The 25,884-nt window shown below is 62.0% G+C and carries 19 protein-coding genes; 3 read left to right on the forward strand and 16 right to left on the reverse strand.

Annotation, left to right across the window (positions count from 1 at the left end; all coding sequences use genetic code 11):
• Positions 1-56 precede the first annotated feature (56 nt).
• The 8 genes from C480_RS21425 to C480_RS21460 all read right to left on the reverse strand — a co-directional run bounded on the left by C480_RS21425 (position 57) and on the right by C480_RS21460 (position 11,123).
• Positions 57-818, reverse strand: coding sequence for an IclR family transcriptional regulator (locus tag C480_RS21425; RefSeq protein WP_006667764.1), 762 nt, complete (start codon positions 816-818; stop codon positions 57-59).
• Positions 819-1,662: 844 nt separating this feature from the next.
• Positions 1,663-2,745 (reverse strand): D-xylose 1-dehydrogenase Gfo6, encoded by a 1,083-nt coding sequence (gene gfo6, locus C480_RS21430; RefSeq protein ID WP_006667765.1) that lies wholly within the window; start codon positions 2,743-2,745, stop codon positions 1,663-1,665.
• 63 nt (positions 2,746-2,808) lie between these two features.
• Complete coding sequence (locus tag C480_RS21435; protein ID WP_006667766.1) at positions 2,809-3,309, reverse strand: adenine nucleotide alpha hydrolase family protein; 501 nt, start codon at positions 3,307-3,309, stop codon at positions 2,809-2,811.
• A gap of 75 nt (positions 3,310-3,384) precedes the next feature.
• The gene (locus C480_RS21440; RefSeq protein ID WP_006667767.1) at positions 3,385-4,803 is read right to left on the reverse strand and encodes a GntP family permease; all 1,419 of its coding nucleotides are present in this window, start codon (positions 4,801-4,803) and stop codon (positions 3,385-3,387) included.
• A gap of 374 nt (positions 4,804-5,177) precedes the next feature.
• The gene (locus C480_RS21445) at positions 5,178-7,400 is read right to left on the reverse strand and encodes an ABC transporter ATP-binding protein (RefSeq protein WP_006667768.1); all 2,223 of its coding nucleotides are present in this window, start codon (positions 7,398-7,400) and stop codon (positions 5,178-5,180) included.
• 1 nt (position 7,401) lies between these two features.
• Positions 7,402-8,418 (reverse strand): ABC transporter permease, encoded by a 1,017-nt coding sequence (locus tag C480_RS21450; RefSeq protein ID WP_241433909.1) that lies wholly within the window; start codon positions 8,416-8,418, stop codon positions 7,402-7,404.
• Complete coding sequence (locus C480_RS21455; protein WP_006667770.1) at positions 8,408-9,406, reverse strand: ABC transporter permease; 999 nt, start codon at positions 9,404-9,406, stop codon at positions 8,408-8,410. Before C480_RS21455 ends, C480_RS21450 begins: the two co-directional genes overlap by 11 nt.
• A 43-nt stretch (positions 9,407-9,449) precedes the next feature.
• Positions 9,450-11,123: an ABC transporter substrate-binding protein gene (locus C480_RS21460; RefSeq protein WP_049904186.1), complete on the reverse strand. Its 1,674-nt coding sequence runs from the start codon at positions 11,121-11,123 to the stop codon at positions 9,450-9,452.
• A gap of 226 nt (positions 11,124-11,349) precedes the next feature.
• Between C480_RS21460 and C480_RS21465 the strand changes: the two genes are divergently transcribed.
• Together C480_RS21465 and C480_RS21470 are read left to right on the forward strand one after the other, a co-directional pair.
• Positions 11,350-13,419, forward strand: coding sequence for an alpha-glucuronidase family glycosyl hydrolase (locus tag C480_RS21465; RefSeq protein ID WP_006667772.1), 2,070 nt, complete (start codon positions 11,350-11,352; stop codon positions 13,417-13,419).
• A gap of 125 nt (positions 13,420-13,544) precedes the next feature.
• A complete protein-coding gene (locus C480_RS21470) occupies positions 13,545-13,778 on the forward strand; it encodes a hypothetical protein (protein WP_006667773.1) in 234 nt (77 codons plus the stop codon).
• A 36-nt stretch (positions 13,779-13,814) separates the two neighbouring features.
• Here C480_RS21470 and C480_RS21475 read toward each other — a convergent pair whose 3' ends face one another.
• From C480_RS21475 to xacF, 3 genes are all read right to left on the reverse strand, one after another.
• Positions 13,815-14,729: a HEAT repeat domain-containing protein gene (locus C480_RS21475; RefSeq protein WP_006667774.1), complete on the reverse strand. Its 915-nt coding sequence runs from the start codon at positions 14,727-14,729 to the stop codon at positions 13,815-13,817.
• Between the two features lie 146 nt (positions 14,730-14,875).
• Complete coding sequence (locus C480_RS21480; protein WP_006667775.1) at positions 14,876-17,221, reverse strand: glycoside hydrolase family 3 N-terminal domain-containing protein; 2,346 nt, start codon at positions 17,219-17,221, stop codon at positions 14,876-14,878.
• A 116-nt stretch (positions 17,222-17,337) separates the two neighbouring features.
• Complete coding sequence (xacF, locus tag C480_RS21485) at positions 17,338-18,777, reverse strand: 2,5-dioxovalerate dehydrogenase (RefSeq protein WP_006667776.1); 1,440 nt, start codon at positions 18,775-18,777, stop codon at positions 17,338-17,340.
• A 112-nt stretch (positions 18,778-18,889) separates the two neighbouring features.
• Between xacF and C480_RS21490 the strand changes: the two genes are divergently transcribed.
• Positions 18,890-19,756, forward strand: a complete 867-nt coding sequence (locus C480_RS21490) for a fumarylacetoacetate hydrolase family protein (protein ID WP_006667777.1) — start codon at positions 18,890-18,892, stop codon at positions 19,754-19,756.
• A 471-nt stretch (positions 19,757-20,227) separates the two neighbouring features.
• Here C480_RS21490 and C480_RS21495 read toward each other — a convergent pair whose 3' ends face one another.
• The 5 genes from C480_RS21495 to C480_RS21515 all read right to left on the reverse strand — a co-directional run bounded on the left by C480_RS21495 (position 20,228) and on the right by C480_RS21515 (position 25,836).
• Complete coding sequence (locus C480_RS21495; RefSeq protein WP_006667778.1) at positions 20,228-21,385, reverse strand: ABC transporter ATP-binding protein; 1,158 nt, start codon at positions 21,383-21,385, stop codon at positions 20,228-20,230.
• Between the two features lie 7 nt (positions 21,386-21,392).
• Positions 21,393-22,553 carry an ABC transporter ATP-binding protein gene (locus tag C480_RS21500; protein WP_006667779.1) on the reverse strand — a complete coding sequence of 387 codons (1,161 nt, stop codon included), beginning with the start codon at positions 22,551-22,553 and terminating at the stop codon, positions 21,393-21,395.
• A 3-nt stretch (positions 22,554-22,556) separates the two neighbouring features.
• Positions 22,557-23,489, reverse strand: a complete 933-nt coding sequence (locus C480_RS21505) for a carbohydrate ABC transporter permease (protein WP_006667780.1) — start codon at positions 23,487-23,489, stop codon at positions 22,557-22,559.
• A gap of 1 nt (position 23,490) precedes the next feature.
• The gene (locus tag C480_RS21510) at positions 23,491-24,453 is read right to left on the reverse strand and encodes a carbohydrate ABC transporter permease (RefSeq protein WP_006667781.1); all 963 of its coding nucleotides are present in this window, start codon (positions 24,451-24,453) and stop codon (positions 23,491-23,493) included.
• A 99-nt stretch (positions 24,454-24,552) separates the two neighbouring features.
• Positions 24,553-25,836 (reverse strand): ABC transporter substrate-binding protein, encoded by a 1,284-nt coding sequence (locus C480_RS21515; RefSeq protein ID WP_006667782.1) that lies wholly within the window; start codon positions 25,834-25,836, stop codon positions 24,553-24,555.
• Positions 25,837-25,884: the final 48 nt, after the last annotated feature.

Raw genomic sequence — 25,884 nt, forward strand, 5'->3', positions numbered from 1 at the left:
GGAAGGCGAGGGTGAGGGTGAGGGTGAGGAAGAAAGTGGGAAGGGTAGAGACGATGTCAGGAGTAATTGTACTCGAGTTCGATCACGTTTGCAGCGCCGAGTACCGCCTCTGGCAGGTCCTCGTAGAATCGGTCGTCATCGACGCGGTGGACCGGACAGGCCACGCTGATGGCGGCGATACTGCGGTCCGAATCGTCGGTGATCGGCGCGGCGATACAGCGGAGTCCGTTGAGGCGCTCTTCTCGGTCGACCGCGTATCGCTGGTCGCGGATCTCTTCGAGTTCAGCGTCGAACGTGTCGCGGTCGGTGATCGTTTGCGGGGTGAGTTCGGGGAGGCCCTGGTCGGCGATGATTTCGTCGACCGTTTCGTCGGAACGGAACGCGAGGATCGCTTTGCCGAGGCCCGTACAGTGGAGGCGAACGCGTTTTCCCTCGTGGGTGTCGAGTTCGACTGCGTTTTCGCCTTTCGACTGGTAGAGGTAGATACCCTTGCCGTTCTTTTCGACGAGGAGGTTGACGAGTTCTCCCGTTTCGTCGGCGAGTTCGTCGACTTGCGACTGGGCGGTGTCGTAGATCGGCGTCCGATTGCGGGCGTACGCGCCGAGGCCGAGAAACGAGAGGCCGATGTGGTAGTCGTCGCCGTCCTTGTCGACGTACTCGTAGTTCTCGAGCGTCGTCAGGTGGTTGTGAACGGCGCTCTTGCCGATGTCGACGCGGGCCGCGATCTCGGAGACGCCGGCTCCGTCGAGTTCTTGAATGATCTCGAGGATTTCGAACGTCCGCCCGACAGTTCGTACGGGGTATTTCGGGTCCGCCATATGCGTCACATGCTCGGCGATCACATATAAATTATTCTGATACACAAAACGGGGTTTCGAGGCACAGAATGAAAAAAGAGTGATACAGAACGGTTAGCCGGGTGTGATCGGCAGGTCTTCGCCCGCTCGAGACGATCGGATCCCGGGTGTGGAGAGAACGCCGTCAAATCACCAACCTCCGTTCTCGAGTTCGACCGTGAACACGGTACTGTTCTTTCTCGATGGGGAGTGGTCTGTAGGGGTGAATAGTACTCAGTTATAGAGAACAGAGAGTGACATACAGAGAACTCTTGTGTGACAATGTACCAACCGCGATGAGGCGAGAGAAACTGGATATCGAGGGGTTTCATCCCCCATATCGACGGATTTCGAGCAAAGATAGAAATGTGCGTTCGAAGACAGGGAGTCTCGAAAGTACCACTGGCAGAGCCTTACGAGTGTACAACTGTAAACAGAGAACGGGCGTTTGGCCCGTTGTATCGCGCGGTTCGTTCACAAACGCGGCACCAGTCGGCCAGTTCCGTCCGGGAGGTCGCCAGTCAATGAGACGGTCGATAATAGTCGAGTATTACAGAATAGAGTTCTGTATGAAAGAATGGTGTTCTGAAAGACAGTTGGTCAATGACGTGCAATCGGAACAACTGCAACGATTCACACCACTCACACCGTCGTCGTTCGATCGGGTGTGCAGTGACGCAGCGGCTACCGGAGACGGTCGACGGGCAAGAGGAGACAGGAAAGAATCGCGGGGGGACCGGATGCCATCGAATACGCTCCGACAGTCGGGTGAAACGGGCCGAAGCGATGATCGTTCGACGCCGGGCGGGAGCGGACTACTTCGGTGTTACAGATCGAGAGTGACCACATCCCCGCGGTCGGCGGATTCGTGAAGCGCTTCGATGATCCGCATATCTCCCAGTCCGTGATGCCCATCCGGGTAGATCTCGCGCTCACCCAGAAGGCGGTCGGCGAAGTAATCGAACTCCTCTCTCATCTCCGCTTCGGCGTCGAACGTCTCGTGTTCGACCGAAACCGAGACGTCACCCCGCGAGAGGTCCATCGAACACTCTCCGTGGAACGCCGGTTGGAGGGTGATTTGGCCCTCCGTTCCCGTAATCTTGAGCTCGGTGTCCTCGTGAGCGTGCTGACTGGCCGTCGAGATCATCTGGATATCGTCTTCGAAGACGAACAGCGACGAGGCGCGTTCGTCCGGGACCGCGTCGAACGCCTCGTGTGCCGAGATCATATTCGAGCGGACGGAAACGGGTTCGCGCTGGAGGAGGTACCGCGTCGTATTGATCGAGTAGATTCCCAGATCCATCACCGACGTTCCGTACCCGCTCAGATCGGGATCGAGTCGCCACTGGTCCGGATCGGGAATCATCTCGAGCAGTGGCTGACTGTTGTGACCGTAGACTGACACCGGCTCGCCGATGAAGCCGTCTTCGATCAACTCCCGCGCTCGCTGGACGGCCGGCTCGGTGTGCATCCGATAGGCGACCATCAACGGCACGTCGGCTCGCTCGCAGGTCTCGACGAGTTCAGTGGCGCGTTCGACGGTGGCCTCCATCGGCTTTTCACAGAGCACCGCCTTGTCCAGACTGGCCGCGGTTGCAGCGTACTCCAGGTGGTAGGCGTTCGGCGTGCCGATGTAGACGGCGTCGTACCGGTCGGCTGCGTCGCCGTCGTGGAACTCGTCGTAGCTGAGTCCGCGTGAAACGTCGTTCTCGGCGGCCAGACGGTCCGCCTTCTCGCTCGAACTGCTGACCAGGACGGTAACCTCGCCGAGGTCCGAGGATTCGATCGCCGGCAGCGCAACGTCGATGGTCCACCACCCGAGGCCGATCAGGGCGTATCGAACGGTCCCCGATTCTTCGTTGGTCGTTTGCCAGGTTCGCTCGTCGTAGGTATCGATCCACTCGCGCATACAGCGTGTTATCTCCGCAGTTGATAAAAAACGATCGATGACAGTGTGTCCCAATAACAGGGACTACGAGTGCTGTGCTGTTGTCTCGGTGTCCTCGTCGAGGGAGACGGTGACGAGGCCGTCGAAATTCAAAAGGACGCGCTGAATCCAGTCGCCGAAGATCGCCTTGCCGGTCGGCGAGCGCTTGCGGCCGGCGATAAAGATCGTATCGCAGTCGAACTCGTCGGCGGCGTTGAGCGTTCCCATGCCGTATCCCTGCGAGAGAACGCGGACGGTTGCGGTGTAGTCGATCCCGGGGTCGTCCAGCGTTCGCTGGACGAACTGTTCGAGTTCAGTTTCGGCGGCATCGATGATCGCTGCTTCGTCGGTGGTGCTATCGGAGACGCCCTCGATTTCGCCGATCGAGTCGAGCTTGTGAACGCCTGGACCGATCTCTTCGGGGGTTGCAAAGGCCAGGACGATCAGAGTCGTCTCCTCGTCGCCACCGCGGGCGGACTGGGCGGCTTCGCTGAGCAGCGCGGCGTGATTGGCAGTGTCTTCGACGACGACAAGTCCGGTTTCCATACGGCGCTTTACTGGATGGTGGATTAAATAAGCTGCCCCGAGAACGGGTGCTGGGTCGGGAAACGGAACCGATGGTTACGCGAACCCGAACGGGTCCGGGAGCAGCGTCGAGTAGACGAGAATCATGACGAGACTCGAAAACGAGAGCACCGTCGTGAGCGTCGTCCACGTTTTCAACGTCTCCGCCTTCGTCAGCCCGCCGATTTCTTTGACGATCCAGAAGCCGGAATCGTTGAACCACGAGCAGATGACGGCTCCGGAGCCGATCGCCATCACGAGATACGCCGGATGAACGCCCATCGAAGAGACCTGCGGTGCCATAATCCCCCCGGTCGTCAACATCGCAACCGTGACCGACCCCTGTGCGACGCGAATGATCGCGGCGATGAGCCAGGCGGTCACGAGGATGCCGATACCGAAGTTCTGCAGCGTCGATGCGACCACGTCGCCGATACCGGCTTCCGCGAGCATGGCACCGAATGCGCCGCCCGCGGCGGTGATCGCGGCGATGTTGCCGCCGTTTCGCAGGGCGTCGGTGAGTTCGTCCTCCCAGACCGACCGCGGGAAGTCATCCATGCGCAGGTAGGTGAGCGCGGCGATGACCGCAGCGAGGGTCAGCGAGAGATTGACGTTGCCCAGGTAGTCGGTGATCGGTTGCACGGTTTCTAACGCGGGGATCGAGTACGCCGCCGTGAGCGTGTTGACCGCGGTGCTGGCGGCGATGAATGCGACTGCGACGACGACCGGCAGAACCGACTCCGCGAACGACGGCAGGTTCGAATCCGACTTTGCCACCTGTTCTTCGAGGTCCTCGACGGTCGTTCCCATCGCGTCGCGAAGCGGGATATCGATGTACTGATTGATGAACCGGCCGAAAAGAATTCCGCTGATGAGCGCGGCCGGAATCGCAACCGCCAACCCGACAAGTATCGTTGGCCCGAGAATTGAACTCGTCTGGTCGGGGGTGATCTCCTGGGCGACCGCAAGCGGACCCGGGGTCGGCGGGACGAACGCGTGCATCGCGACGCCGCCGCCACCGACGACGACGATGTACAGCGTGTAGTTATCCCCAATGCGGGCGCGCATCGCACGGGCTAGCGGGGCCATAAGATAGAATACGTTGTCGAAAAACACCGGAATGGAAAGCAGCGAGCTGCTCACCCAGAGTGAAATGTCGGCGTTTCGATCGCTGACGAACGACTGGAAAGTTCGGACGATGCGGTTTGCCGCGCCGGAGTCGGTCATCGACTTCCCGATTACCGCTGCCATCAGGATCGGAATCCCAACGCTGGCCATGTTGTCACCGAACGCCGTCGCGACAGAGTCGGGGATTTCACCGGCAGTGATCCCCGGAAAGAGCATCGCATTAACCGTTCCAACGAGCAGTGCCGAGAGCGTCAATCCGATGAACGTCGGGACGTCCCAGACGACCAGAAACAGGACGACGGCGACGATTCCAATACCGAAGGCTACCAGTGGTGCCGTTGCTACCATGTGCATTCGTCACAACCAAGGACGGACATAAAAAACCATGTGTTTATGATTATTCGCCTCACAAACATGATTGTTCCCCATAACGACGGAATAGCGGACGAATGTCCACCCGTTTTCGGTAAACGAGAACGGCGTTTAGCAAACTCGGATTCCAGTTCACTAGCAATGAACGATCGGACGCCTCTCGTTCGAGACCGTAGGCCGGCGACGGAACGCCCGAGGATCGTGCCGACCCGAAGGAGAAGAAGGAAACGGAAACGAAAACGGAAACGGAGAGTCCGAACCGGGTTAGCTGCCAGCACCCTATAGACGAGTATCGACCCGTGTCGGGCCGCAGGCGCACGAAGCGATCATCCAGCAGACGAGTTCGCGTCTCAGTCCCCCGCGAACTCTTCTGGCTGCTCGACGGCTCCGTCGAGTGGATCGCTGTCCCAATACTCGTGATTCGGATCCTCCCGGAAGCACGCAGCTTTCCCGTCACCCTCATCGATCCGCCGGAGACTCGGACGCTGTTCACGGCACGCTTCGCGAGCGACGGGACATCTCGTGTGGAACCGACAGCCGGATGGTGGATCGATCGGATCGGGTACGTCGACCTCCCTGAGCGGCGGGTCACCAGCACCCATCGAATCGAGTTCTAGATCCGGCGTCGCCCACCGGAGCACTTCGGTGTACGGGTGCCGAGGATCGTGGATGAGACGCTCGGCGGAGCCGATCTCGACGATCTCGCCGAGGTACATGACGGCGATACGGCCGTCGCCGTGTTCGGCGAAGTAGCGTGCGTTCGAGAGGTCGTGGGAGACGAACAGAAACGAGGTTTCGAACTCCGACTGAAGTTCCAACATCAGATCCATGATCTCGATGCGCAACGAGACATCGACCGCACTGATGGCCTCGTCGGCGAGGATCGCATCCGGATTCATCAGTAGGGCGCGAGCGAGCGCGACGCGCTGTTTCTCCCCGCCCGATAGTTGGTGGGGATACCGATCGAGGAACTCGTCCGCCGGCGCCATACCGATCCGTTCGAGCAGCGAATGCATTCGTCGCCGCCGCTCGTTCCGACCGATGTTTGGATGAGTGTGTCTGAGCGACTCCGAGAGAATATCGGCGATACGTCGGTTGGGATTGAGCGCGCTTCCCGGGTCCTGGTGGATGATCTGCAGCGCCGACCGTATTTCGTCGTACGGTATCTCACCGTCGCCGTCTTTCGCCTCCCAGATATCCTGCCCGCGATACTCGATCGAGCCGTCGGTCGGTCGCTGAAGTCCGATCAACGTCTTCCCCAGCGTCGTCTTGCCGCAGCCGCTCTCGCCGAGAAGACAGACGAGATCCTGCTCGTGAATATCGAGCGAAACGCCGTCGACCGCACGGACGACCGTCGGATCGTCGGTAAACCGTTCGATCAGTCCCTGCTCCTCGGTGAAATGGACCGCAACGTCGTCGAGCGAGAGTAGCGGCGTCTCGCTCGTCCGTTCGGCCCGCGTTTCGACTGCTGATACCGACGGCTCGACGGGGGAAGCCGACTCGAGTTCGTCGTTCGCCTCGTCGAAATTGAGGCGGATCTCCTCGCGGGCGGTTGCCGGATGGTGGCACGCGGATCGGTGGCTGGTTCGGCCCTGATCGACCGCGGCTAACGGCGGATCGGTCGTCCGACATTCCTCGGTCGCGAGCGGACACCGCGGTTCGAACCGGCACCCGGACGGAACGCTCACCGGGGCCGGACCCTCGCCCTCGATGGGTTGCATCTCCTCTAACGGCGCATCGACGTTCGGCGTCGCGTTCAACAACGCCCGGGTGTACGGGTGGGCGGCGTCGCCGATGATCTCGTCGCGCGGCCCGATCTCGGCGAACTGGAACGCGTAGATGATGGCCATCCGATCGGCGAGCGAGGCGACCAGCGGCAGGTCGTGGGTGATGAAGACGATCGTCAAATCGTACGTGCGCTGCAAGCGGTCGAGCAGCGTCAGGATCGATCGCTGCATCAGCAAATCGAGCGCGGCCGTCGGTTCGTCCATCACCAGCACCGCCGGATCGAGGACCATACTCAGCGCGATCAAGGCCCGCTGTTGCATCCCGCCCGAGAGTTCGTGCGGATACGAATCGAGCACCCGCTCGGGTTCGAGATAGAGGTTCTCGAGGAGTTCGCGGGCGAACTCGAGTCCCTCCGAGACGTGCTTATCGTGGGCCTTGAGCGTCTCCTCGAAGTGGGCACCGATCTTCATCGTCGGATTGAACGAACTCATCGCGCCCTGGAACACCATCGACACTTCCTCCCAGCGGAACTGTCGGAGTTCCTCGTCGGTCAACCCGAGGAGATCCACCGGCGGTCCGTCCGACGGATGGTATCGGATATCGCCGCTCAGGACGCCGGGATCGGGGATAGCGTCGAGCAATGCGGAGGCGAACATCGACTTCCCGCTGCCGCTCTCGCCGACGATGCCGAGGATCTCGTGTCGGTCGATGCTGACGGTGACGTCCTCGAGGACGCGCGTGTCGCCGTCGTCGTACGTGACGCTCGTGTCGGTAATCTCGAAGATCGGATCTTCGACGGTTCCTCGCGAGACGACGCGATCGCTGACTGAGCTATCGGTAGCCATGTTATATCATCTCCGTTGTCGACGTGTCGGTATCCTCCGTGACGGACTCGGATTCGCCGGTGAGCCGCGTTCGAACTCGCGGGTTGAAGATGCGGTCCATACCCTGGCTCAGCAGGATGAGCCCGAAGGCGAGCCCGACGATGGCGATAATCGGAACGAGGAGCCAGTGGAGCGCCTGCATCGAGAACAGGCTGCCCTGATAGTACGCGTTGCTCAGCGTCACGCCCCAGTTCTGCCCCGAGTACGGCAGGACGCCGATGAAGTACAGCCCGACGGCCGCGAAGATCGTGTAGCGCGCGGCGAGCACGAAGTTGACCATCACGTACGGCATGATGTTCGGCAGCACGTCCTTGATGATGATGCGGGGCGTACTCGTTCCCATCGTTCGGGACGCCTCGACGTAGCTCGCTTCCCGTATCGAGAGGACCTGTGACCGTATCGAGCGGCCCAGGCCCGCCCAGTAGTTGATCGTCAGGACGACGCCGAGAAGGATCGGATTCTCGGGACTGAGCGCGATCGCCAGCACGATGACGAGCGGCAGCCCCGGAATCGCCATGAAGAAGTCCGAGATCGCCGTGATGACGGTGTCGACCGTACCACCCTTGTACCCCGAGAGAGTGCCGACAGCGACTGCAAGTGTGGTCGCCCACACGCCGCCGGCGAGCACCATCAGCAGGATGAACGGCGTCGAGTCGATGATCAGCGCGAGCAGATCGCGCCCCGAATTGGTCGTCCCGAGCGGATACTGCATGTTCTCGAACGGCCTGAGGAAGCGGTCTGCCTGATTGGGGCTCGAGTCGCGCCAGAGACCAAATATGTCAACAAGTGCCATGAAGAGGTACACGCTGATGATGAGGAGACCCAGACGAGTTCGGTCGTCCGACCACGCGACGACGGCGGGAACGCGGATCTTCTGCTCGTACAGTTCGCTCAGTCGGTCGCGGCGACTCATCTCGGCGTTCGAGGCCTCCGAACGCCAGTCGATCCCTTCGGCGGCCGAGTCCGGTTCAGTACTCATCGGAATCACCTGCTGAGATGCGCGGGTCGATGAGCCCGTAGGTCAGGTCGGCGATGTAGACGCCGACGACGAGCGTGACCGTGATGACGAGGAAACAGCCCATCATGAGCGGGTAATCGTTCGCGTTCACCGCCTGGATCATGTAGTATCCGAGGCCGGGATACGAGAAGATCTCTTCGAGCACGACGGTGCCCCCGAGGCGGAACCCGATGAGGAGAAGCAGTCCCGTGTACATCGGCAGGATGGCGTTTCTGGCGACGTATCGGGTGGCGATGCGATTGTTGGAGAGTCCCCGCAGTCTGGCGACCTCGACGTACTCCTTGCCGAGCACCTGGATCCCGTTGCCGCGCATGTTGAGCGCCGTCGATCCGATGCCGCTGATAGTAAACGCGAGAATGGGTAAGGCGGCGTGGTGGAGGACGCTCGAGAAATACGCGAGGCTGAGCGAGGCGTCGACGCCTCGGTCGACCGCGTTCCCGGTCGGAAACAGCTGGAGCTGGAACGCCAGGATAAACAGGAAGATTACCGCGAAGATGTAGTACGGAACCGACATCAGAAAGATCGACCCGCCGGACGTGAGCCGATCGAATCGAGAGCCCTCCCAGTACGCCTGCAGCGAGCCGATCACCACGCCGACGACGAACATCAGTATCGTCGACGTCACGACGAGGAAGACGGTCCAGGGAAGCGAACGAGCGAGAACGTCAATGACGGGTTCGTTGAGGGAGATCGACTGCCCGAGGTCCAACTGGGCGACGCCGACCATGTAATCCAGGTACTGCTGCCAGAGCGGTGCATCCGGTCTGATATTCTGCAGCGCTTCGATGCGTGCGTCGACCTGTTCGGCGGGAACCCCCTGCTGGAGCAGTTCGAGTCGGAGCTGCGTGAACGGACCGCCGGGGAGCAGCCGGATCAGGCCGAAGGTGAGCGTCGCCACTGCAAAGATCGTCAGCGGGATTTGCGCCGTCCGTTTGAGGTAGTAGTTCATGGTTGGGTTTCCGTGTAGCTGAGTGGTAGACGGTGAATTCCCGTTAGGTTCGAGGCTGTAATTCTCCCTCGTGGACCCACCAGAACTGCGGCCACTTGACCTGGCGGTTGGGGCTGTCCTCGGCGGCGACCGTCCACTCGTCGTCGGTCACCCAGGACTGCTCGTACTTGGACACCAAACCGAGGAACGGCAGTTCGATGTGGTTGTGCCACGCCGCCTGCTGGATGTACGGCCGCGCCTCCTCGTCACTGGATTGTCGCGCGATTTCCTCGGTTACCTCGAGCGGAGTGAGCGTCATCTCGCCGCCGTCCCTGTCGGGAATCGTCTGTTCGGAGTCCGCCTTCTCCCGGTAGTTGTGTCCGCCGCCGATCTCCTCCTCCCACAACTGGTAGTACAGCGGGAAGTACGGGAACGACGACCGCGAGCCGCCGGGCAGCCAGTAGAGACTCCCCATCGCAAAGTTGCTGTTGGAGTACTGGCTGAACCAGTCGTTCGTCGGCTTCGTGCTGACCGAGAAATCGAACCCGAACTCGTTCAGTTGACTGACGACCGTCTGGGACATCGTCGTCCAGTCCGTCCAGCCCGCGGGCGAGTAGTACTCCCCACCGATCGTGTTCCCGTCGGAATCCTCCCACGTCTCTCCTTCCCGAGTGTATCCGGCGTCCTCGAGCAATTGGGCTGCTTGGTCCGTTTGACTGGCACCGGCACCGTAGGTTTCGAAGTCGTCGTACCAGTCGTCCAGCCAGTACTCCTGATCGCGGGGCGCGATACCGCACGGAGTCGGCGTCACGAACTTCGAGCGCGGCCCCGCGTTCTCGACGATCGACTCGCGATCGATAACGTGTGCGACCGCCTGCCGGACTTCCCGCTGCCCGAAGTGGGGATCGTCGTGATTAAACACGATTCCGTACCCCCACTTGGCCGGGATCTGAATCTCGACGACGTGATCCGGGAACTGATCGACGATCTCCGGCGGCGCGAACAGACTCAGCGCCGCATCGGCTTCCGTCCCTGACATCAACGCCTGATGCTGCGCGGTATTTCCGCCGTAGCTATCGATCAGGAACGTGTCGATATCGACGTTGTCCGCGTTGTAGAACTCGGGATTGGGTTCGAACTCGAACGCCTGGCGATCCTTGCTCACGAACGAGAACATCCCGCTGGCGACGGGATCCTCCCACTCCCACCGAAGGAACTCCGACTCGTCCGCATCCAACCACTGCTCGTGGGTTTCCGCTTTCGTATCGACGAGGAAGTTCGTGAGTTCGAATCGGACGATCTGCGGGTTCGTCGGCCCGGAGAGCAGGAGGCGGGCGGTCTTGTCGTCGACGATCTCGTAGTCGTCGAGATACCCCCAAAGCGAACTCCCGCTTTTCTCCGCCAGTTGCAGTTGCACGTCGAGATCCTCGGTCGTCCACTCGTCGCCGTCGTCCCACGCCAGGTCGTCGCGGAAGGTGAGCGTCACTTCCTCGCCGTCGATTTCCAGGTCGTCGAGCGCCCCGAGCAAGAACTCGTTCTCGGTGAACGAATACTTCATAAACGGGGCGAACACCGCCCGCCCCGCGGGCCACCTGTAATTCTGGATCGCCGACGTGTTGAAATGGAGGTCGGCCGGATTGCCGGTGTACGCATTGACGAACGTGCCGCTATCCGACCCACTGCCACCAACGCAACCGGCGAGCGCGGCCGCACCCGACACCCCAGCTATCGTTAACATATCCCGACGACTGATTACATCGCTGTAATCGTTCGGGATGCTATCAGATCCCATGTATTGGTATGGCACCACATAGGCGGTAATAAATATTATGATTATTATTTCCTCTATGCAGCGATGGAGTAGTGGACGGATGAGCCGTGACGTGCAATCGACGCTCGAACCGACTGTGGCGGCGACCAGTACCATTTTTACCGATCGCCAATGACTGCACTACCGTATCTCGATGACCCCGTACGACGATTGCTGGCTCCGGTACGACCACATCACGGCGGACGACGTACGCGCCTCGTACCGCCGGCGGTGTAGACACGCGTACGTCTCGGAAAAATCGCCGGAGTGCAGCGCGATTCGAGACGAACTCCGGCGGGCGCTTCCCGAACTACTGGGGACACCACCCCACTTCTGGCAACACCCGCCGACGACTGTCGACGGATTCCTCGCCATCGGTACCCCGGACGATATGGCGATGATCGCCGAGTCGGTCCCGGTCGACGAAGTCGCCGAACTCGACGACGGCGGCTTCCTCATCCGGGCGGTCACCTGGAACGGAGCGGACTGTCTCGTCGTGACCGCACCCACCGATCGAGGACTGGTGTACGGCACCTTTCACCTCCTTCGTCTCCTCCAACTCCGCAAGTCTGTCGACGAACTTGAGGTTCGCGAGGAACCGACGTACGCGAATCGATTGCTCAACCAGTGGGATACGCCCTTCCGCCGGTCGGTCGAGCGCGGCTACGGCGGCGAGTCGATCTTCGACTGGGAACGATTGCCCGACCTCCGGCCGCGGTACGAGGATTACGCGCGGCTATTGGCATCCGTCGGGATCAACGGGATCGTTCTCAACAACGTCAACACCACGAAACCGCCGCGAAAGAGTGCAAACGACGCCGTCGACGCGTTCGAGGGCTGGCAATTGCTCGAATCGCGACGGCTCGAGGATTTCACCGGGCTCGCGTCGCTGTTTCGCCGATACGGGATCCGACCGTACCTGTCGGTCAACTTCGCAGCACCGATGCTCGTCGGCGATCTCGATACCGCCGACCCGCTCGATGAGACCGTCCGAGACTGGTGGCGAGAGAAAGCCGACGAGATCTACGGCCTCGTACCGGATCTCGGCGGATTCCTGATCAAGGCGGACTCGGAGGGACAACCCGGACCCTACGACTACGACCGGAATCACGTAGACGGGGCGAACGCGATCGCACGGGCGCTCGAACCCCACGGCGGGCGCGTCTGGTGGCGAGCCTTCGTCTACGGCTCACACGAGGATCGGGCGGTACAGGCCTACGACACGTTCGAACCCCTGGACGGCGAGTTCAGCGACAACGTCACCGTGCAGATCAAGAACGGTCCGATCGACTTCCAGCCCCGCGAGCCGGTGTCGACGCTGTTCGGTGCGATGCCGGAGACGGACCTCGGATTGGAGGTACAACTGACCCAAGAGTACACCGGACAGGGTGTCCACGCGACCTACCATCTCCCGCTGTGGAAGGAGGTCTTCGAGTTCGAGACGCGCGCCGACGGCGAGGCGACGCCGGTGAAGTCGCTCCTGCGAGGAGCGGGACAGGGCGTTGCCGGTGTCGCCAACATCGGCGAAGACGATACCTGGACGGGCCACTACCTGTCCCAGGCAAACCTCTACGCGTTCGGGCGTGCGGCTTGGAATCCCGACCTGTCCGTCGAAACGATCACCGAGGAGTGGGTCCGACAGACCTTCGGTGCCGACGAGGTCGTCGTCGAGACGATCGCCGAACTCCTCCGCGACTCGTGGGAGGCGTGCATCGACTACGAAACCGGCGGCCTCGGGCTCGTGCACATGATGCACAACGGCGAGGAGTTCCTCGAGAACCACTACTACCCGTCACCCGAGGAATGGCCCGGCTACCACGGCGCGAGCGAGGACGGAATCGGCGTCGACCGGACCGGCCGCGGCAGCGGCTACACCGCGCAGTATCCGGACCCGATCGCCGAGCGGTACGAGTCCGTCGAGACGTGCCCCGAAGAGTTCCTGCTCTTCTTCCATCACCTCCCCTGGGACTACGAACTCGACGACGGGACGACCGTCGTCCAGCGGCTCTACGATAACTGCTTCGACGGCGTCGAGGAAGTCGAGCGCCTTCGAGACCGGTGGCACACGCTCGAAGGAAGGATAGACGAGCGGCGATACCGCCACGTCGCCGAGCGGTTCGACGAACAGATTGCACAGGCCGAGCGGTGGCGGGACGTTCTCACGTCGTACTTCCGCGAGTACTCCGGCATCCCGGATGAGCGAGGTCGCGTTCGCCGTGACTAGCCCCGGTTCGCGACGAACTCCGTTGCTGACCGCCGAATCGCAACTGCAGATTCCGTCGAAAGAGTAGTGGCGCGGCGATCGGAACCATCGGTAGATTTTTACCATGTGTTGTGTACCCGCATACCATGTCGAAATCGTCGACGCTGCTCGATCTCGTCGCTGCGCAACGCGCGCAGATGCGGGTCATTATCGCCCTATTGATCGCGTCGGGGCTCCTCCTCGCGCTCTCAGTTCCGTTCGTCGAACCCGATGACAGGGCGTTTCCGATCCTCGTTATCGATGTCGTTCTCGTGGTCGGGGCGCTTGGCTTCTTCAGCACAACGTACTGGTACTGCACGAAACGTGCGATGGAGGACTAACTCTCGGCGGCGTCGATTCGCAAGCCGAAAAGCGAATTACGATGTGTCCGCGACGTAATTCGCAGTCTCGGCCGCGAGTTCGCGAACGTCCGCATCGGGGTCGTCCGCGGCCACCGTTCGAAGGTGCGAGACGGTGGCGGCGTCCCCGAGATGTCCGAGCGCCCGAACGGTACGTGCACGAACGACGGCGCTATCGCGGTCGAGACAATCGACCAGGCGGTCGGTCGCGGGGGCAACGGCAGTCGGATTCGCCGCCGCTAGTTCGGCTAGCGCGTCGACGGCACCGCCGGCGATGGTCGGATCCTCGTCGTCCAGCAGCGTGACGAGATCGGGGACAGTGTCGACCATCGATTCTGGCTTCGCCTCGGCGATCGCAACCGCGACGTTAACGAGAGTGTGGCGGCCAGCAATTCGCCGTTTTCGTTCCTCTTCCTCGTGATCTCGGAGCGTCCGCCGGGTCACCGCATCGGCGACCACGTCGCCGAAATCCTGCGGTTCCGTATCGAGTTCAGTAGTTCGAACGGCGTCGATCACCGCCGGGACATGCGGTGCGACGAGAGCGGGACGGGAAACGGCGAGTTTTCCGAGGAGGGTCGCGCCGGTCAGTTGCACGTCTGCGATCTCGCTGTCGACGGCACCGACGAGAGCCGCCGTGCGTCCCTCGAGCGTCGCCGGATCGCTCTCGGCGACGGCGTCGAGGACGGAAATCGCACGCAGCGCAACCGGGGCGTTGTCGTCGGCAACGGCCGACGCGACCGCATCGAGGAGCGGTCGGACAGCGTCGACGTTCGCTTCGACTCGGGCCTCACAGGCCGCGATACCCCGCTGCCGATCCAGCGGCTCCGACGACGAGAGGGCGGCACGAATCTCCGCGTCGTCGATTTCGCCAAGCGATACCGATTTCGAGTCGAGGGAAAGACCGTCGAGAGGCTCCGATGAATCCGTCGGCATGGCTGAGTGATACGTACCGAGAAGTAAATACGTGTGGGATTATTTGCCACGTTTGTCGTACGCACTCACGGCCCGTGGGCGACCGTCGTCGAAGACGGCCGCCCGATGTCCTCGAGCGATGCCGAGCAACACCGTGACCGGAGCGTTCACTCGGCTCCGCCCGTCACGTTCGTCTCGGTGAAATACGTTCGGCCGGTCCGCGAGACTTCCTTCGTTCCGGTTACCTCGAACGGTGCGGTCGCGACCACGTCGGCGGCCGAGTGGCCGACGCGGAACTCGTAGGGGCCCTCCTCGACGACCAGGTTGAAATCCCGGTCGTGATAGGCGAGTTGCGAGGCGTCGACCGCGAAGCTAACGCGTTTCGTCTCGCCCGGATCGAGGGAAACACGCTCGAACCCGACGAGTTCCTGAACCGGACGGGCCAGATCGGGGTTCTCGGCGCTCGCGTACAGTTGGACGACATCGTCTCCCGCGGTGTTGCCGGCGTTTTCGACGGTCACGTCCGCGACGATCGTGCCAGCCGGGGGGAGGGAGTCCGTCGACAGCGAGAGGTCACCATAGGTGAACTCGGTGTAGGAAAGCCCGTGGCCGAAGGGATAGAGCGGGTCGCTCTCCGTGTAGACGTACTCCTCGGTCGCGGTGTTCGGTTTTCGGTTGTAGTGAACGGGCAGTTGCCCGACGGTACGCGGGACGGAGACGGGAAGGTGGCCGGCGGGATTGTGCTCGCCGAACAGGACGGCGGCGATCCCCTCGCCGCCGCGTTCGCCGGGCAGCCACGCCTGCACGACCGCCGGGACGGTCGCCGCGATCCGCTCCATCGCGTGAGGGCGGCCGCTGACGACGACGACCGCGACCGGCGTCCCGGTCTCGTGAACTCGTTCGACGAGTTCATGCTGCACGCCGGGCAGTCCCAGGTCGACCACGTCACACCCTTCGCCGCTTGTAGCGACACTCGGCTTGTTGATCCGGTCTCTGTCCGAGTCCGAGAAATCGACGGCGGATCGCGCGCCGACGAACGCGAGGGCAACGTCGGCGTCCGCGGCGGCGTTTGCGGCCGCGTCAAACCCCTCCGTGTCGGGTCCGGTCGTCGTACAGCCTCGCTCGTGTCGCACTTCGAATCCGTACTCCTCCCCCCGCGCACGGACGGCATCGAGCGGCGTCGTCGCGTCGAACTCGATCTCCTCTTCGGGGTAGTGGGCGGGATAGGCGTAATCGCCGAGCAGTTCCTGGGCGTCGTCGGCTTTCGGACCGACGACCGCGACGGAGTCCGTTTCCTCGCCGACGAGCGGGAGCAGGTCGCCGTCGTTTTGCAGGAGCGTCATCGATTCGCGGGCGGCGCGCTCGGTGAGTGCCCTCGCCTCGTCGGTACCGAACGGTTCCGTCGCCGCGTCGGCGTCCACCGTCGGATCGTCGAGCAACCCCTTCCGAGCCTTCGCGCGGAGGACGCGACGAACGGCTTCGTCGATCGTCTCCTCGGCGAGTTCACCGGCGTCGACGGCGTCGACGAGGTGATCGCCGTAGCAGTCCGTAGCGGGGAGTTCGACGTCGATGCCGGCTTCGACGGCCGCGATGCCTGCTTCCCGTTCGTCTGCGGCGACGCCGTGTTCGCTGCGGAGGTATTCGACGCTGTAGTAGTCCGAGACGACCGTTCCGTCGAACCCCCACTCGCCCCGGAGGACGTCGGTCAGCAGCCACTCGTCGCTGGCACACGGGATTCCGTCGATATCGTGATAGGCGTTCATGACCGACTCGGCGTTCGCCGTGCGGACGGCCGCTTCGAAGGGAAACATGTGGGTTTCGCGGAGTTCGCGCCGCCCGAGGGAGACCGAACTCCGATTCTTTCCGCCCGTTCCGGCCGCGTGGCCGGCGAAGTGCTTGAGCGTGGCGGCGACGCCGTCGCCGTCACCCTGGAGCCCGTCGACGTACCCGCACGCCATCGCCGCGACCAGATAGGGGTCTTCGCCGAAGGTCTCCTCGACGCGTCCCCACCGGAGATCGCGGGCGACGTCAAGGACGGGAGACAGCGCGTGTGCGGTCCCGATGGCTTCCAACTGAGCGCGGATCGTCTCGGTGACCGTTTCGAGGAGGGCGGGCGACCACGTGCTCGCCATCCCGATCATTTGTGGAAACGTCGTCCCCTCGGGACCCATGTATCCACTCAGACACTCCTCGTGGGGAATTGCCGGGACACCGAGGCGCGTCTCCTCCCGGAGGTAGGTCTGCAGTTCGTTCGTCCGTTCGGCCGCCTCGGACGGGGGTAAACTCCCCTCCCCGCCGATTCGGGTCAGATGGCCGATACCGTTCGAGAGGTGGTCGCTGACGGCTTCCTCGTCGAGTTCACCGGACTCGTTCAGGAGTTCGTCGGCGTTGACGGACCCGAGTTGGGCCGCCTTCTCGGCGAGTGTCAGTTCCTGGATGAGAGAGTTGACGCGTGACTCGATGCGCTGCTCGGCCGGCGCTTCGCTGACGCCGCTGTCTGAACTCGGCTGCATTATCCATCCCTCACCGCCGAGACGCTTAATAATTCGGACCGATACGTGATCGAGTCTCGTCGAATCGCGGTCAAAAAATAGCGTCAATCGAACCGACTCGAGCGGCGGGAAGACAGTCAGTAGTTGTCGTAGACCGTCTTGCTGATCGTATAGAAGTCGAGTCCGGCGTCGCCCTGTTCGCGGTAGGTTTCGCTCGAGGAATCTTTCATCCCGCCGAAGGGAACGTGCAGTTCGAGGCCGGTCGTCTTTTCGTTGATCTTCACGACGCCGGCTTCGATCTCGTCGACGAAGCGGTTCGCCTCGGTGTGGTCGTCGGTGACGACGCTGGCCGAGAGCCCGTAGTCGACGTCGTTTGCGACGTAGAGCGCTTCGTCGAAGTCGCTTACGGGGATCACCGCGAGCACCGGTCCGAAGACCTCCTCCTGAGCGATTCGCATCTCGGTGTCGACATCGGAGAAGACCGCTGGTTCGACGTAGTAGCCTTCGCGATCGAGTTCCGAGCCGCCGTACTCGAGGGTCGCGCCCTCGTCCTGGGCGATCTCGACGTACTCGAGCGTACTCTCGAGTTCGGATTCGCTGACGTGCGGGCCCATCCCCGGATCGTCGAGGCCGTGGCCGTGGTCGATCGCCGCGGCGCGGTCGACGACGGCGTCGACGAACTCGTCGTAGACGTCCTCGTGGACGATCGCGCGGGAGGCGGCGGTGCACGCCTGGCCGGTAACGCCGAAGGCACCGTCGGCGACGATATCGGCCGCCTGTTCGACGTCCGCGCTGTCGCTGACGATCGTCGGGTTCTTGCCGCCCATCTCGAGCTGGACGCGTTTGCCGTCCTCGGTTGCGGTGTCGTAGACGGTGTTACCGACTGCGGTACTCCCGGTGAAGGAGACGGCGTCGACGGCCTCGTGGCCCGCGATCGTACTGCCGACCTCGCTGCCGGGGCCGGTGACGACGTTGAGGACGCCGTCCGGAAGGCCGGCCTCGTCGAGCGCCTCGGCCATCTCGTGGACGACGCCCGGTGCGAGCGTCGCGGGCTTGATGACGACGGTGTTGCCCGCAGCGAGTGCGGGCGCGATCTTCCAGGCCGGAATCGCGATGGGGTAGTTCCACGGCGTGATCAGCCCGGCGACGCCGAGCGGCTCGACCGTCGTGTAGAGATTGGTATCGCGGGCGCTCGAACTCTTGACCGTGCCGCCGATATCGCTGGCCTTCGAGCCGAAGTAGTGGAAGATGTCGATGGCCCGCTGTACCTCGCCGCCGGCCTCACTACGGGTCTTGCCTTCCTCGCGGACGAGCAGTTCGGTCAGCTCGTCCTTTCGCTGATCGAGGAGCGACCCGGCCGCGGTGAGGATCCGTCCGCGTTCCGGGCCCGGCGTCTCGGCCCACTCGTCGCTGGCCTCGTTTGCCGCCTCGATCGCCCGTTCGGTATCCTCGGCGTCGGACTGGGGATAGGTCGCGATGACCTCGTCCGGATTCGCCGGATCGGTCGTCTCGAAGGTCTCACCGGTGTTCGATGCAGTCCACTCGCCGCTCACGTAGTTCAATCGCTGGTCAGGCATACACTCTCTCGGACGTTCCGTTCGCCCATAATTCTTGCCGTTTGGCAGCTTTCGCTTGCTCGATCGGTTCGCGGACGGGACATTTATAGTGGGGTAGAGTGTTGCACTCACCATGCGGTATCAGCGCCTATCCAGTGGCGACCAGTACAGACTCATCGCCGTCGATTCGGGAACGGCCTACGACCTTACGGCCGTCAAACCCCGTCTGAACGGCTTTGGCGACCTCGCAGCGACCGCAGACATCGCCGGCGCCTCCGTCGACGAAATTGCGAGCGATATCGCAGCCGATGCCCCGACGATCGCGCGCGACTCCCTCGCCGATGCCACGCTCCCCCTCGTCCCGGACGAGGTGTGGGCGGCGGGGGTCACCTACGAAATTAGCGAGGAAGCCCGCGAAAGCGAGAGCGGCATGCCGGAGATGTACCTGCACGCCTACGAGGCCGACCGCCCCGAAATCTTCTTCAAAGCGACGCCCAGCCGCACGGTCGGTCCGAACGAAGCGATCGGTATCCGCGCGGACTCGACGTGGGACGTTCCCGAACCCGAACTCGGGATCGTCCTCTATGACGGCTCGATCGTCGGCTACACGATCGGCAACGACGTGAGTAGCCGCGAAATCGAAGGCGAAAACCCGCTCTATCTGCCCCAGGCCAAGACCTACGACCGCTGCTGTTCGATCGGTCCCGCAATCGTCTCCGCCGACAGCGTCACGGACCCCCACGAGTTGACAATGACGATGGAAATCAGCCGCGACGGCGAACTCCGGTACGAGGGCGAAACCTCGACCGGGAACATGGCCCGCACCTGCGACGAACTGGCCGAGTTCTGGCAAAACCACGATACCATTCCCGAACTCGGCGTGTTGCTCACCGGCACCTCGCTGGTCCCCGACGACGGTTTCACGCTCCAGCCCGACGACGAAGTCCGTATTACGATCGACGAGATCGGCGAACTCTCGAATCCGGTTATCGAAGTATAACCCGTCGAATCCGATCGTCAATGTGTACTCCAGCAACGTTGATCGGTGATCGAAAGGCGGGATGAATCGCGTCGGTATGAGAGACTCACCGTTGTCCGTGTGAGATAGACGGGATGACATTGTGGAGTCGCCGTTTATCGTTCTGCTGTCACTCCGAGTACTGCGAGTGCCTTCGCACGTCCGAGTTCTAGTCGTCCAGCCGATCTGCCATCACGTCAAGTACCTCACTACCCCCCGTTCACCGTAACTCACGGCTCCTCGCTCAGTCGCGGCCTCACTACTCACCGTTCACCGTTCGACACCCACCGCTCACTAGTCGCTACTCACTACTTGTCGCTCGATACTCGATACTCGATATGCACCGCTCACTATTGGAGGAACCACGACCGCGTCACACCCACCAAAATCAAGATCGTACCCGTACGCTGGACAACGACCGGTCGAAAAACAGCTCCGCTCGCCTACTGAAGCCTACTGCAACATCTCTGCTGGCGTCCCGGTAAACGACAGTCGTCGGTTCTTCACCGCTTTACCAGTATCCGCATCGAAGAGATGAATCGCCGCTTCGGGGAATACAACGCCGACGCGATCGCCGCTACTCACGCTCGGAATCCCCTCAGTCGTCGCGATGAACTCGTCGTCAGTCGGCGTGTCGTCGAACTGTAGATGGACGATATTCTCGTTCCCCATCGGTTCGACGACCACCACTTCGGCCTCGAACCGGTGCTCGTCCGTCGAGCGTTCACCGAGTTCAATATCCTCCGGACGGATTCCGAGGACGAGTTCACTCTCCTCCTCGAGATCGAGATCGCTGACTGACTCGGCGGAGAACGAGTAGGTGAACGAATCCGTCACGAGTTCAGTTGTCTGGAGGTGACCGTCGAAGACGTTCATCGATGGCTCGCCAATGAAGCCGGCGACGAACAGGTTACTCGGCTGGTGGTAACACTCGAGCGGCGTGCCGACCTGCTGGAGTTCCCCCTGATCGAGCACGGCGATTCGGTCGCCCATCGTCATCGCTTCCGTCTGATCGTGGGTGACGTAGACGGTGGTCACGCCCAACTGCTCCTGGAGGTGCTGGAGTTCCGTACGCATCTCCGCGCGGAGTTTCGCGTCCAGATTCGACAGCGGTTCGTCCATCAGGAAGGCATCGGGATCGCGAACGATGGCGCGGCCGAGTGCGACCCGCTGTTGCTGGCCGCCCGAGAGTTCGCCCGGCTTGCGGTCGAGCAGATCGTCGATGCCCATCAATTCGGTGGCTTCTTCGACGGTTTCAGTGATTTCGCCGTCGGAGAGGTCCGTCGATTCCTCGAGTCCAAAGGCGATGTTGTCTCGAACGGTCTTGTGCGGGTAGAGCGCGTACGATTGGAACACCATCGCGATATCGCGCTCCTGCGCCGAGACGTCATTGATCGTTCGGTCGCCGAGTGTGACCTCGCCCGCGGTCACGGTTTCGAGACCGGCGATCATCCGCAGCGTCGTCGACTTGCCACAGCCGGAGGGACCGACCAGGACGAGGAAGTCCCCGTCCGGAACCTCGACCGAGACGTCGTCGACCGCAACGACACCCGCCTCATCGTCATCGCCCCGATACACCTTGGTCACGTCGTCGAGTTCTAAGCGCGCCATAGTACGACTAGTTTGATGATACCGCCGCGAGTTCGGGGTCCGTTTCGAGCAGCCGGTTGCACAGCGTCTCACCGGTCTCGCCGTCGAAGACGTGGACCGTCTCCGGGTCGATCGTGACGACGACCGAATCGCCCTGGGTGACGACGTGCATCCCGTCGGTCACGGCTCGCAGGGCATCGTGGTCGGTTTCCTCGTCGTCGACCGTCATCGACACCACGTTCTGGTCGCCGTGCGTCTCGCTGACCGCCACCTGCATCCTGAACTCGTGGGGTCCGGGCTCGCGCTCTCCTGTGGCCTCGTCGGCCCGGCGCACGTCGATCGCCTCCGGGCGAACGCCGAGGACGAGTTCATCGGTGTCGCCGACGGCATCGGCGAGGCGGTCGTCGAGCGGGTACTCGAGTCCGGAGCCGGTGAACGTCTCGTCGTCGGCGTGCCCGTGGAGGAAGTTCATCATCGGTTCGCCGATAAAGCCCGCAACGAACTGGTTTGCGGGCTCGTGGTAGAGGGTCAGGGGTTCGCCGACCTGTTGGAGGCGGCCGTCGTTTAGCACTGCAAGCCGGTCGCCCATGGTCATTGCCTCGGTCTGGTTGTGCGTAACGTAGACGGTCGTCACGTCGAGATCCGCCTGGAGTTGCTGGAGCTCGGTTCGCATCTGGGACCGAAGCTTGGCATCTAAGTTGGCGAGCGGTTCGTCCATCAGGAAGACCTCCGGATCGCGGACGATTGCGCGGCCGAGCGCGACTCGTTGTTGCTGGCCGCCCGAGAGTTCGCCCGGCTTGCGGTCGAGCAGATCGACGATGCCGAGGTCAGCAGCGGTTGCTTCGACCTGCTCGTCCATCTCCGCAGCGGTGTAGCCGGCTTCCTCTTCGAGACCGAACCGGATGTTCTCCCGAACGGTCATGTGCGGGTACAGCGCGTAGTCCTGGAAGACCATCGCGATATCCCGGTTCTGGGGCACGCGATAGTTCATGTGATCCCCGTCGATGTATAGGTTCCCGTCAGTCGGCCGCTCCAGGCCGGCGATCATCCGCAGCGTCGTCGACTTGCCACAGCCCGAGGGACCGACGAGTATGAGGAACTCGCCGTCCTCGGTGTCGAGGGTCACGTCCTCGACGGCGACCGTCTCTCCGAATCGTTTCGTCAGGTGATCGAGTTGAATTCGTCCCATTGGTTATCCACTCTCCGTGCGCAGCCCCTTTGCAAACTGTTCGGCGAACGCGACGTACAGGATGATCGTCGGCAGTGCCGCGAGGAACGCCGCCGACATCCGAATGCCGAAGTCGATACCCTCGGTCGAGGAGCCGATCGCCGGCAGGATCAACGTCACCGGCGCTGCCGGATGATTCGACCCCGTAATGAGGGTAAACGAGAACAAGAACTCGTTGTAAATCTGCGTGAACTGGTAGATAAACACCACGCCGAACATCGGGAGCGAGAGCGGGAGGACGATGCGGCGGTAGATCTTCGTGATGCTCGCGCCGTCGATCTTCGCGGCCTCCACCAGGGAGTTGGGGAGGCTCTTGTAGTACGATCGAAAGAGGACCGTACAGATCGGAATCCCGTAGGCGACGTGAGTGATGGTCAGCGGCACGAGCCGTGAGTGGCCCCCTTGTAAGAACGGGATCGCCGCGAACAGCGGCTCGAGCATCCGCGCCAGCGGGAACATGTTGTTCCAGAACTGCGACAAGGGGACCAGTACGGCCTGGTAGGGAACGAACACACCGACCAGGAACAGTGCGAAGACGGCGATCTGTCCTCGCCAGGAAACCATCGTCAGTCCGTAGGCGGCCATGCTGGCCAGCAGGACGTTGAGGAGCGTCGCCGGCACCGCCATCAACAACGAGTTCACGAACGAGTTCGTCAATTGACTGAAGGCGTACTCGAGGTTCGTCAGCGTGAACCCTTCGCCGGCCGGCGGTGCGAACGGCAGCGAGCGAGCGATAGCGGAGTTCGTCTTGAGGGCGGTCATGATCCCCGTCTCGAGCGGGACGAGGAAAAAGCCCAGGAAGAGCACGACCAGCGCGTACTTCCCGACCCGCCTGTAGTTGAAGTTCTCGACGAGCGATTCGACGTCGATGGGTGATCTGGAGGTTGACTGTGACATGTTAGAGACTCCCCTGTCGGTACTGGTATGCCAGGTACGGTGCGATGACGCTGAGCGCGAGCAACAGGAGCATCGTCGCGATGGCAGCCCCGTAAGCCCACTTGCCGAACTTGAACGCCTGGCGGACCATCAGCGTCGCCAGGATGTCGGTTCCGTTCGGCGGCCGGTACTGGCCGACGAGCGAGTAGAGGAACGTGAAGGCCTTGAGCGCGAACACCATCAAGACGACGGCCGCGCTGACCGACGATTCCTTGAGTTGCGGGACGATGATGCGGAGGTACGTTCGAATCGTGCTCGCCCCGTCGACCTTCGCGGCCTCGAATTGGTCGTCGGGGATCGACTGGAGACCGGCGAGGTAGACGACCATCGCGTAGCCGCTGAACTGCCAGACCAGCGCGAAGATAACCGCCGGCAGCGCGAGTCGCGGATTGCCGAGCCAGTCGATCGGATCGAAGCCGAACGTCGTCACGATGACCGTCAGAACCCCGCTGTCGGGGTTGAACATCCACAGCCAGAGCTGTGCCGTCACGACGAACGACAGCGCCATCGGCAGGAGGTAAATCGTCTGTACCTTGTTTTTGTACCGGATACCGTGATCGAGCAAAATCGCGAGGAAGAGCCCGAGTATTAACGATATCACCGTGAACGAGACGAGTAGCACGAAGTTGTTGACCGCGGCTTCGCGAAACGCCCCGCTCGCGAGGGCGGTTCGATACATCTCGAGGTCGAGACCGGAGAACGACGGCGGCTGAAGGCCGCTGTAATCCGTAAACGAAATTACGATATTGTAGCCGATGCCGCCGTACACGGCGATTCCCATGAGGATGAACGGAATCCCCCAGTACGGCGACGACCGGACGAAATCGCTGTTGAGGAAATATCGGAGTTTCGTCTTCCAATCGACGACCTCGTCGGTCGATACTCCCGATTGGTTTGTCGGTTCTGTTGTGTCACGCGTTGCCATCTAACTCACCATTCTGGGCCATCATAATAAAAAATTTATTACTTCCAGTGTGACGATGGCGGTCACGCCAGCGCCTCGAAGTACGCTTCATCGGACGATTTATTCGTTACCGGAGACAGCCTCGAGTAGCCCGTCAGCCGCCGCCTCAGCGTCGTACGGACCAGAAAAGTTGTTTCCGATCGCACTCTTGCAGTCGTTCATCGCCTCCGGTTCGACGGCGAGTCCGTGCGCGATCGTCGGCGGGTACGCCTCGGAGTCGGTCAGGTGCTCGTAGTTCATCGCCAGGAAGTCCGACAACTCCGCAGGGTCGATATCCGTCCGCAGCGGGACCGATCCCTTGAGATTATTGAACGCGATCTGTGCCTCCTTCGTCCCGACGAACTTCTGCCAGGTGATCGTCTGTTCCCGGCTCGGGTTGTCAGCCGGCGTGACGAACGCATCAACGTGATAGAAGTAAATTCCCTCGGTCCCCGGGAACGGCACCCAATCCCACTCCTCACCGTAGTTGAACTCGTCGTCGGAGCGGAACATGCCGTACAGCCAGTTGCCGCCGTGGATACACGCGGCTTCGCTCGGTTCCTCCTCGTCGCCGATGATCTTCTGTGCCGCCGTCGTGTAGCCGATCGAAGACGCATCAGTGTTAATGTAGTTCTCCTGGATCTCCTGAAGCGTTTCTAACGCTTCGATCATCGCATCCTTGTCTCCGTCGCCGTTGATGAAGTCCGTGTACGCGTCAACGCCGCTTTGACTCGTCAGAATCTGGGCCCACGTCTGGAGTCCGAGGAACGGCGCACGCATTCCGTGGGCGAACGGGATATAGTCGGTCTCCGAATCAATCGTTTCGAGCGCATCGAGAAAGTCCGGAACACTGTTGAGGCTCTCGGCATCGATACCGGCCTCATCGAACGCAGCCGTATTGTAGAAGAGGTTGTTCATCCGGTGAGATCCGATCGGAACCGCCGGCATCTTGTCGTTAAACGTGCAGATGTCAACGACCCGATCCTGCATGGTCTCTTTGTATCCTTCGGCCTCCCAGACGTCCTCTTCGAGGTCCATCAGGCTCCCACTGTATCGCTCGAGGTTGTTCCCCGGCCAGTTGGCGAACGAACTCATCGGATTCGAGTTCACCAATCGTTGCAGAATCTTCGTGTTCAACTCGACGTTCCCGTCGCCGCCGACCGGCTGGAAGTTCGTCTCGACGTCCGAATGCGCCTCCTCGAACGCGCTGGTAAGCGCGTCGACGGCGTCCGCGCCGTCCCCCCCGGTCCAGCCGTGAAGCACCTCGAGTTCACCGGAATCGCTCCCACTCCCACCGCCGACGCAGCCGGCAATACCGAGTGTCGCGCTCGCAGCGGCCCCGGCGAGATAGGCTCGTCGCTTCATACCGGTATCCCGCTTGGCATTGGTAACCATACTACCTGATGAATAATA

Origin of the sequence: Natrialba aegyptia DSM 13077 (assembly GCF_000337535.1) — an archaeon.
Taxonomy (GTDB): domain Archaea; phylum Halobacteriota; class Halobacteria; order Halobacteriales; family Natrialbaceae; genus Natrialba; species Natrialba aegyptia.

Excerpts from the sequence above, each read along its gene's own strand:
- C480_RS21455 (WP_006667770.1), bottom strand. The coding sequence starts at position 9,406 with ATGAACTACTACCTCAAACGGACGGCGCAAATCCCGCTGACGATCTTT.
- C480_RS21515 (WP_006667782.1), bottom strand. The coding sequence starts at position 25,836 with ATGAAGCGACGAGCCTATCTCGCCGGGGCCGCTGCGAGCGCGACACTC.
- C480_RS21445 (WP_006667768.1), bottom strand. The coding sequence starts at position 7,400 with ATGGCTACCGATAGCTCAGTCAGCGATCGCGTCGTCTCGCGAGGAACC.
- C480_RS21510 (WP_006667781.1), bottom strand. The coding sequence starts at position 24,453 with ATGGCAACGCGTGACACAACAGAACCGACAAACCAATCGGGAGTATCG.
- C480_RS21495 (WP_006667778.1), bottom strand. The coding sequence starts at position 21,385 with ATGGCGCGCTTAGAACTCGACGACGTGACCAAGGTGTATCGGGGCGAT.
- C480_RS21425 (WP_006667764.1), bottom strand. The coding sequence starts at position 818 with ATGGCGGACCCGAAATACCCCGTACGAACTGTCGGGCGGACGTTCGAA.
- C480_RS21475 (WP_006667774.1), bottom strand. The coding sequence starts at position 14,729 with ATGCCGACGGATTCATCGGAGCCTCTCGACGGTCTTTCCCTCGACTCG.
- xacF (WP_006667776.1), bottom strand. The coding sequence starts at position 18,777 with ATGCCTGACCAGCGATTGAACTACGTGAGCGGCGAGTGGACTGCATCG.
- C480_RS21435 (WP_006667766.1), bottom strand. The coding sequence starts at position 3,309 with ATGGAAACCGGACTTGTCGTCGTCGAAGACACTGCCAATCACGCCGCG.
- C480_RS21480 (WP_006667775.1), bottom strand. The coding sequence starts at position 17,221 with ATGCAGCCGAGTTCAGACAGCGGCGTCAGCGAAGCGCCGGCCGAGCAG.
- C480_RS21440 (WP_006667767.1), bottom strand. The coding sequence starts at position 4,803 with ATGGTAGCAACGGCACCACTGGTAGCCTTCGGTATTGGAATCGTCGCC.
- C480_RS21505 (WP_006667780.1), bottom strand. The coding sequence starts at position 23,489 with ATGTCACAGTCAACCTCCAGATCACCCATCGACGTCGAATCGCTCGTC.
- C480_RS21450 (WP_241433909.1), bottom strand. The coding sequence starts at position 8,418 with ATGAGTACTGAACCGGACTCGGCCGCCGAAGGGATCGACTGGCGTTCG.
- C480_RS21500 (WP_006667779.1), bottom strand. The coding sequence starts at position 22,553 with ATGGGACGAATTCAACTCGATCACCTGACGAAACGATTCGGAGAGACG.
- C480_RS21470 (WP_006667773.1), top strand. The coding sequence starts at position 13,545 with ATGTCGAAATCGTCGACGCTGCTCGATCTCGTCGCTGCGCAACGCGCG.
- C480_RS21465 (WP_006667772.1), top strand. The coding sequence starts at position 11,350 with ATGACCCCGTACGACGATTGCTGGCTCCGGTACGACCACATCACGGCG.
- C480_RS21490 (WP_006667777.1), top strand. The coding sequence starts at position 18,890 with ATGCGGTATCAGCGCCTATCCAGTGGCGACCAGTACAGACTCATCGCC.
- gfo6 (WP_006667765.1), bottom strand. The coding sequence starts at position 2,745 with ATGCGCGAGTGGATCGATACCTACGACGAGCGAACCTGGCAAACGACC.
- C480_RS21460 (WP_049904186.1), bottom strand. The coding sequence starts at position 11,123 with ATGTTAACGATAGCTGGGGTGTCGGGTGCGGCCGCGCTCGCCGGTTGC.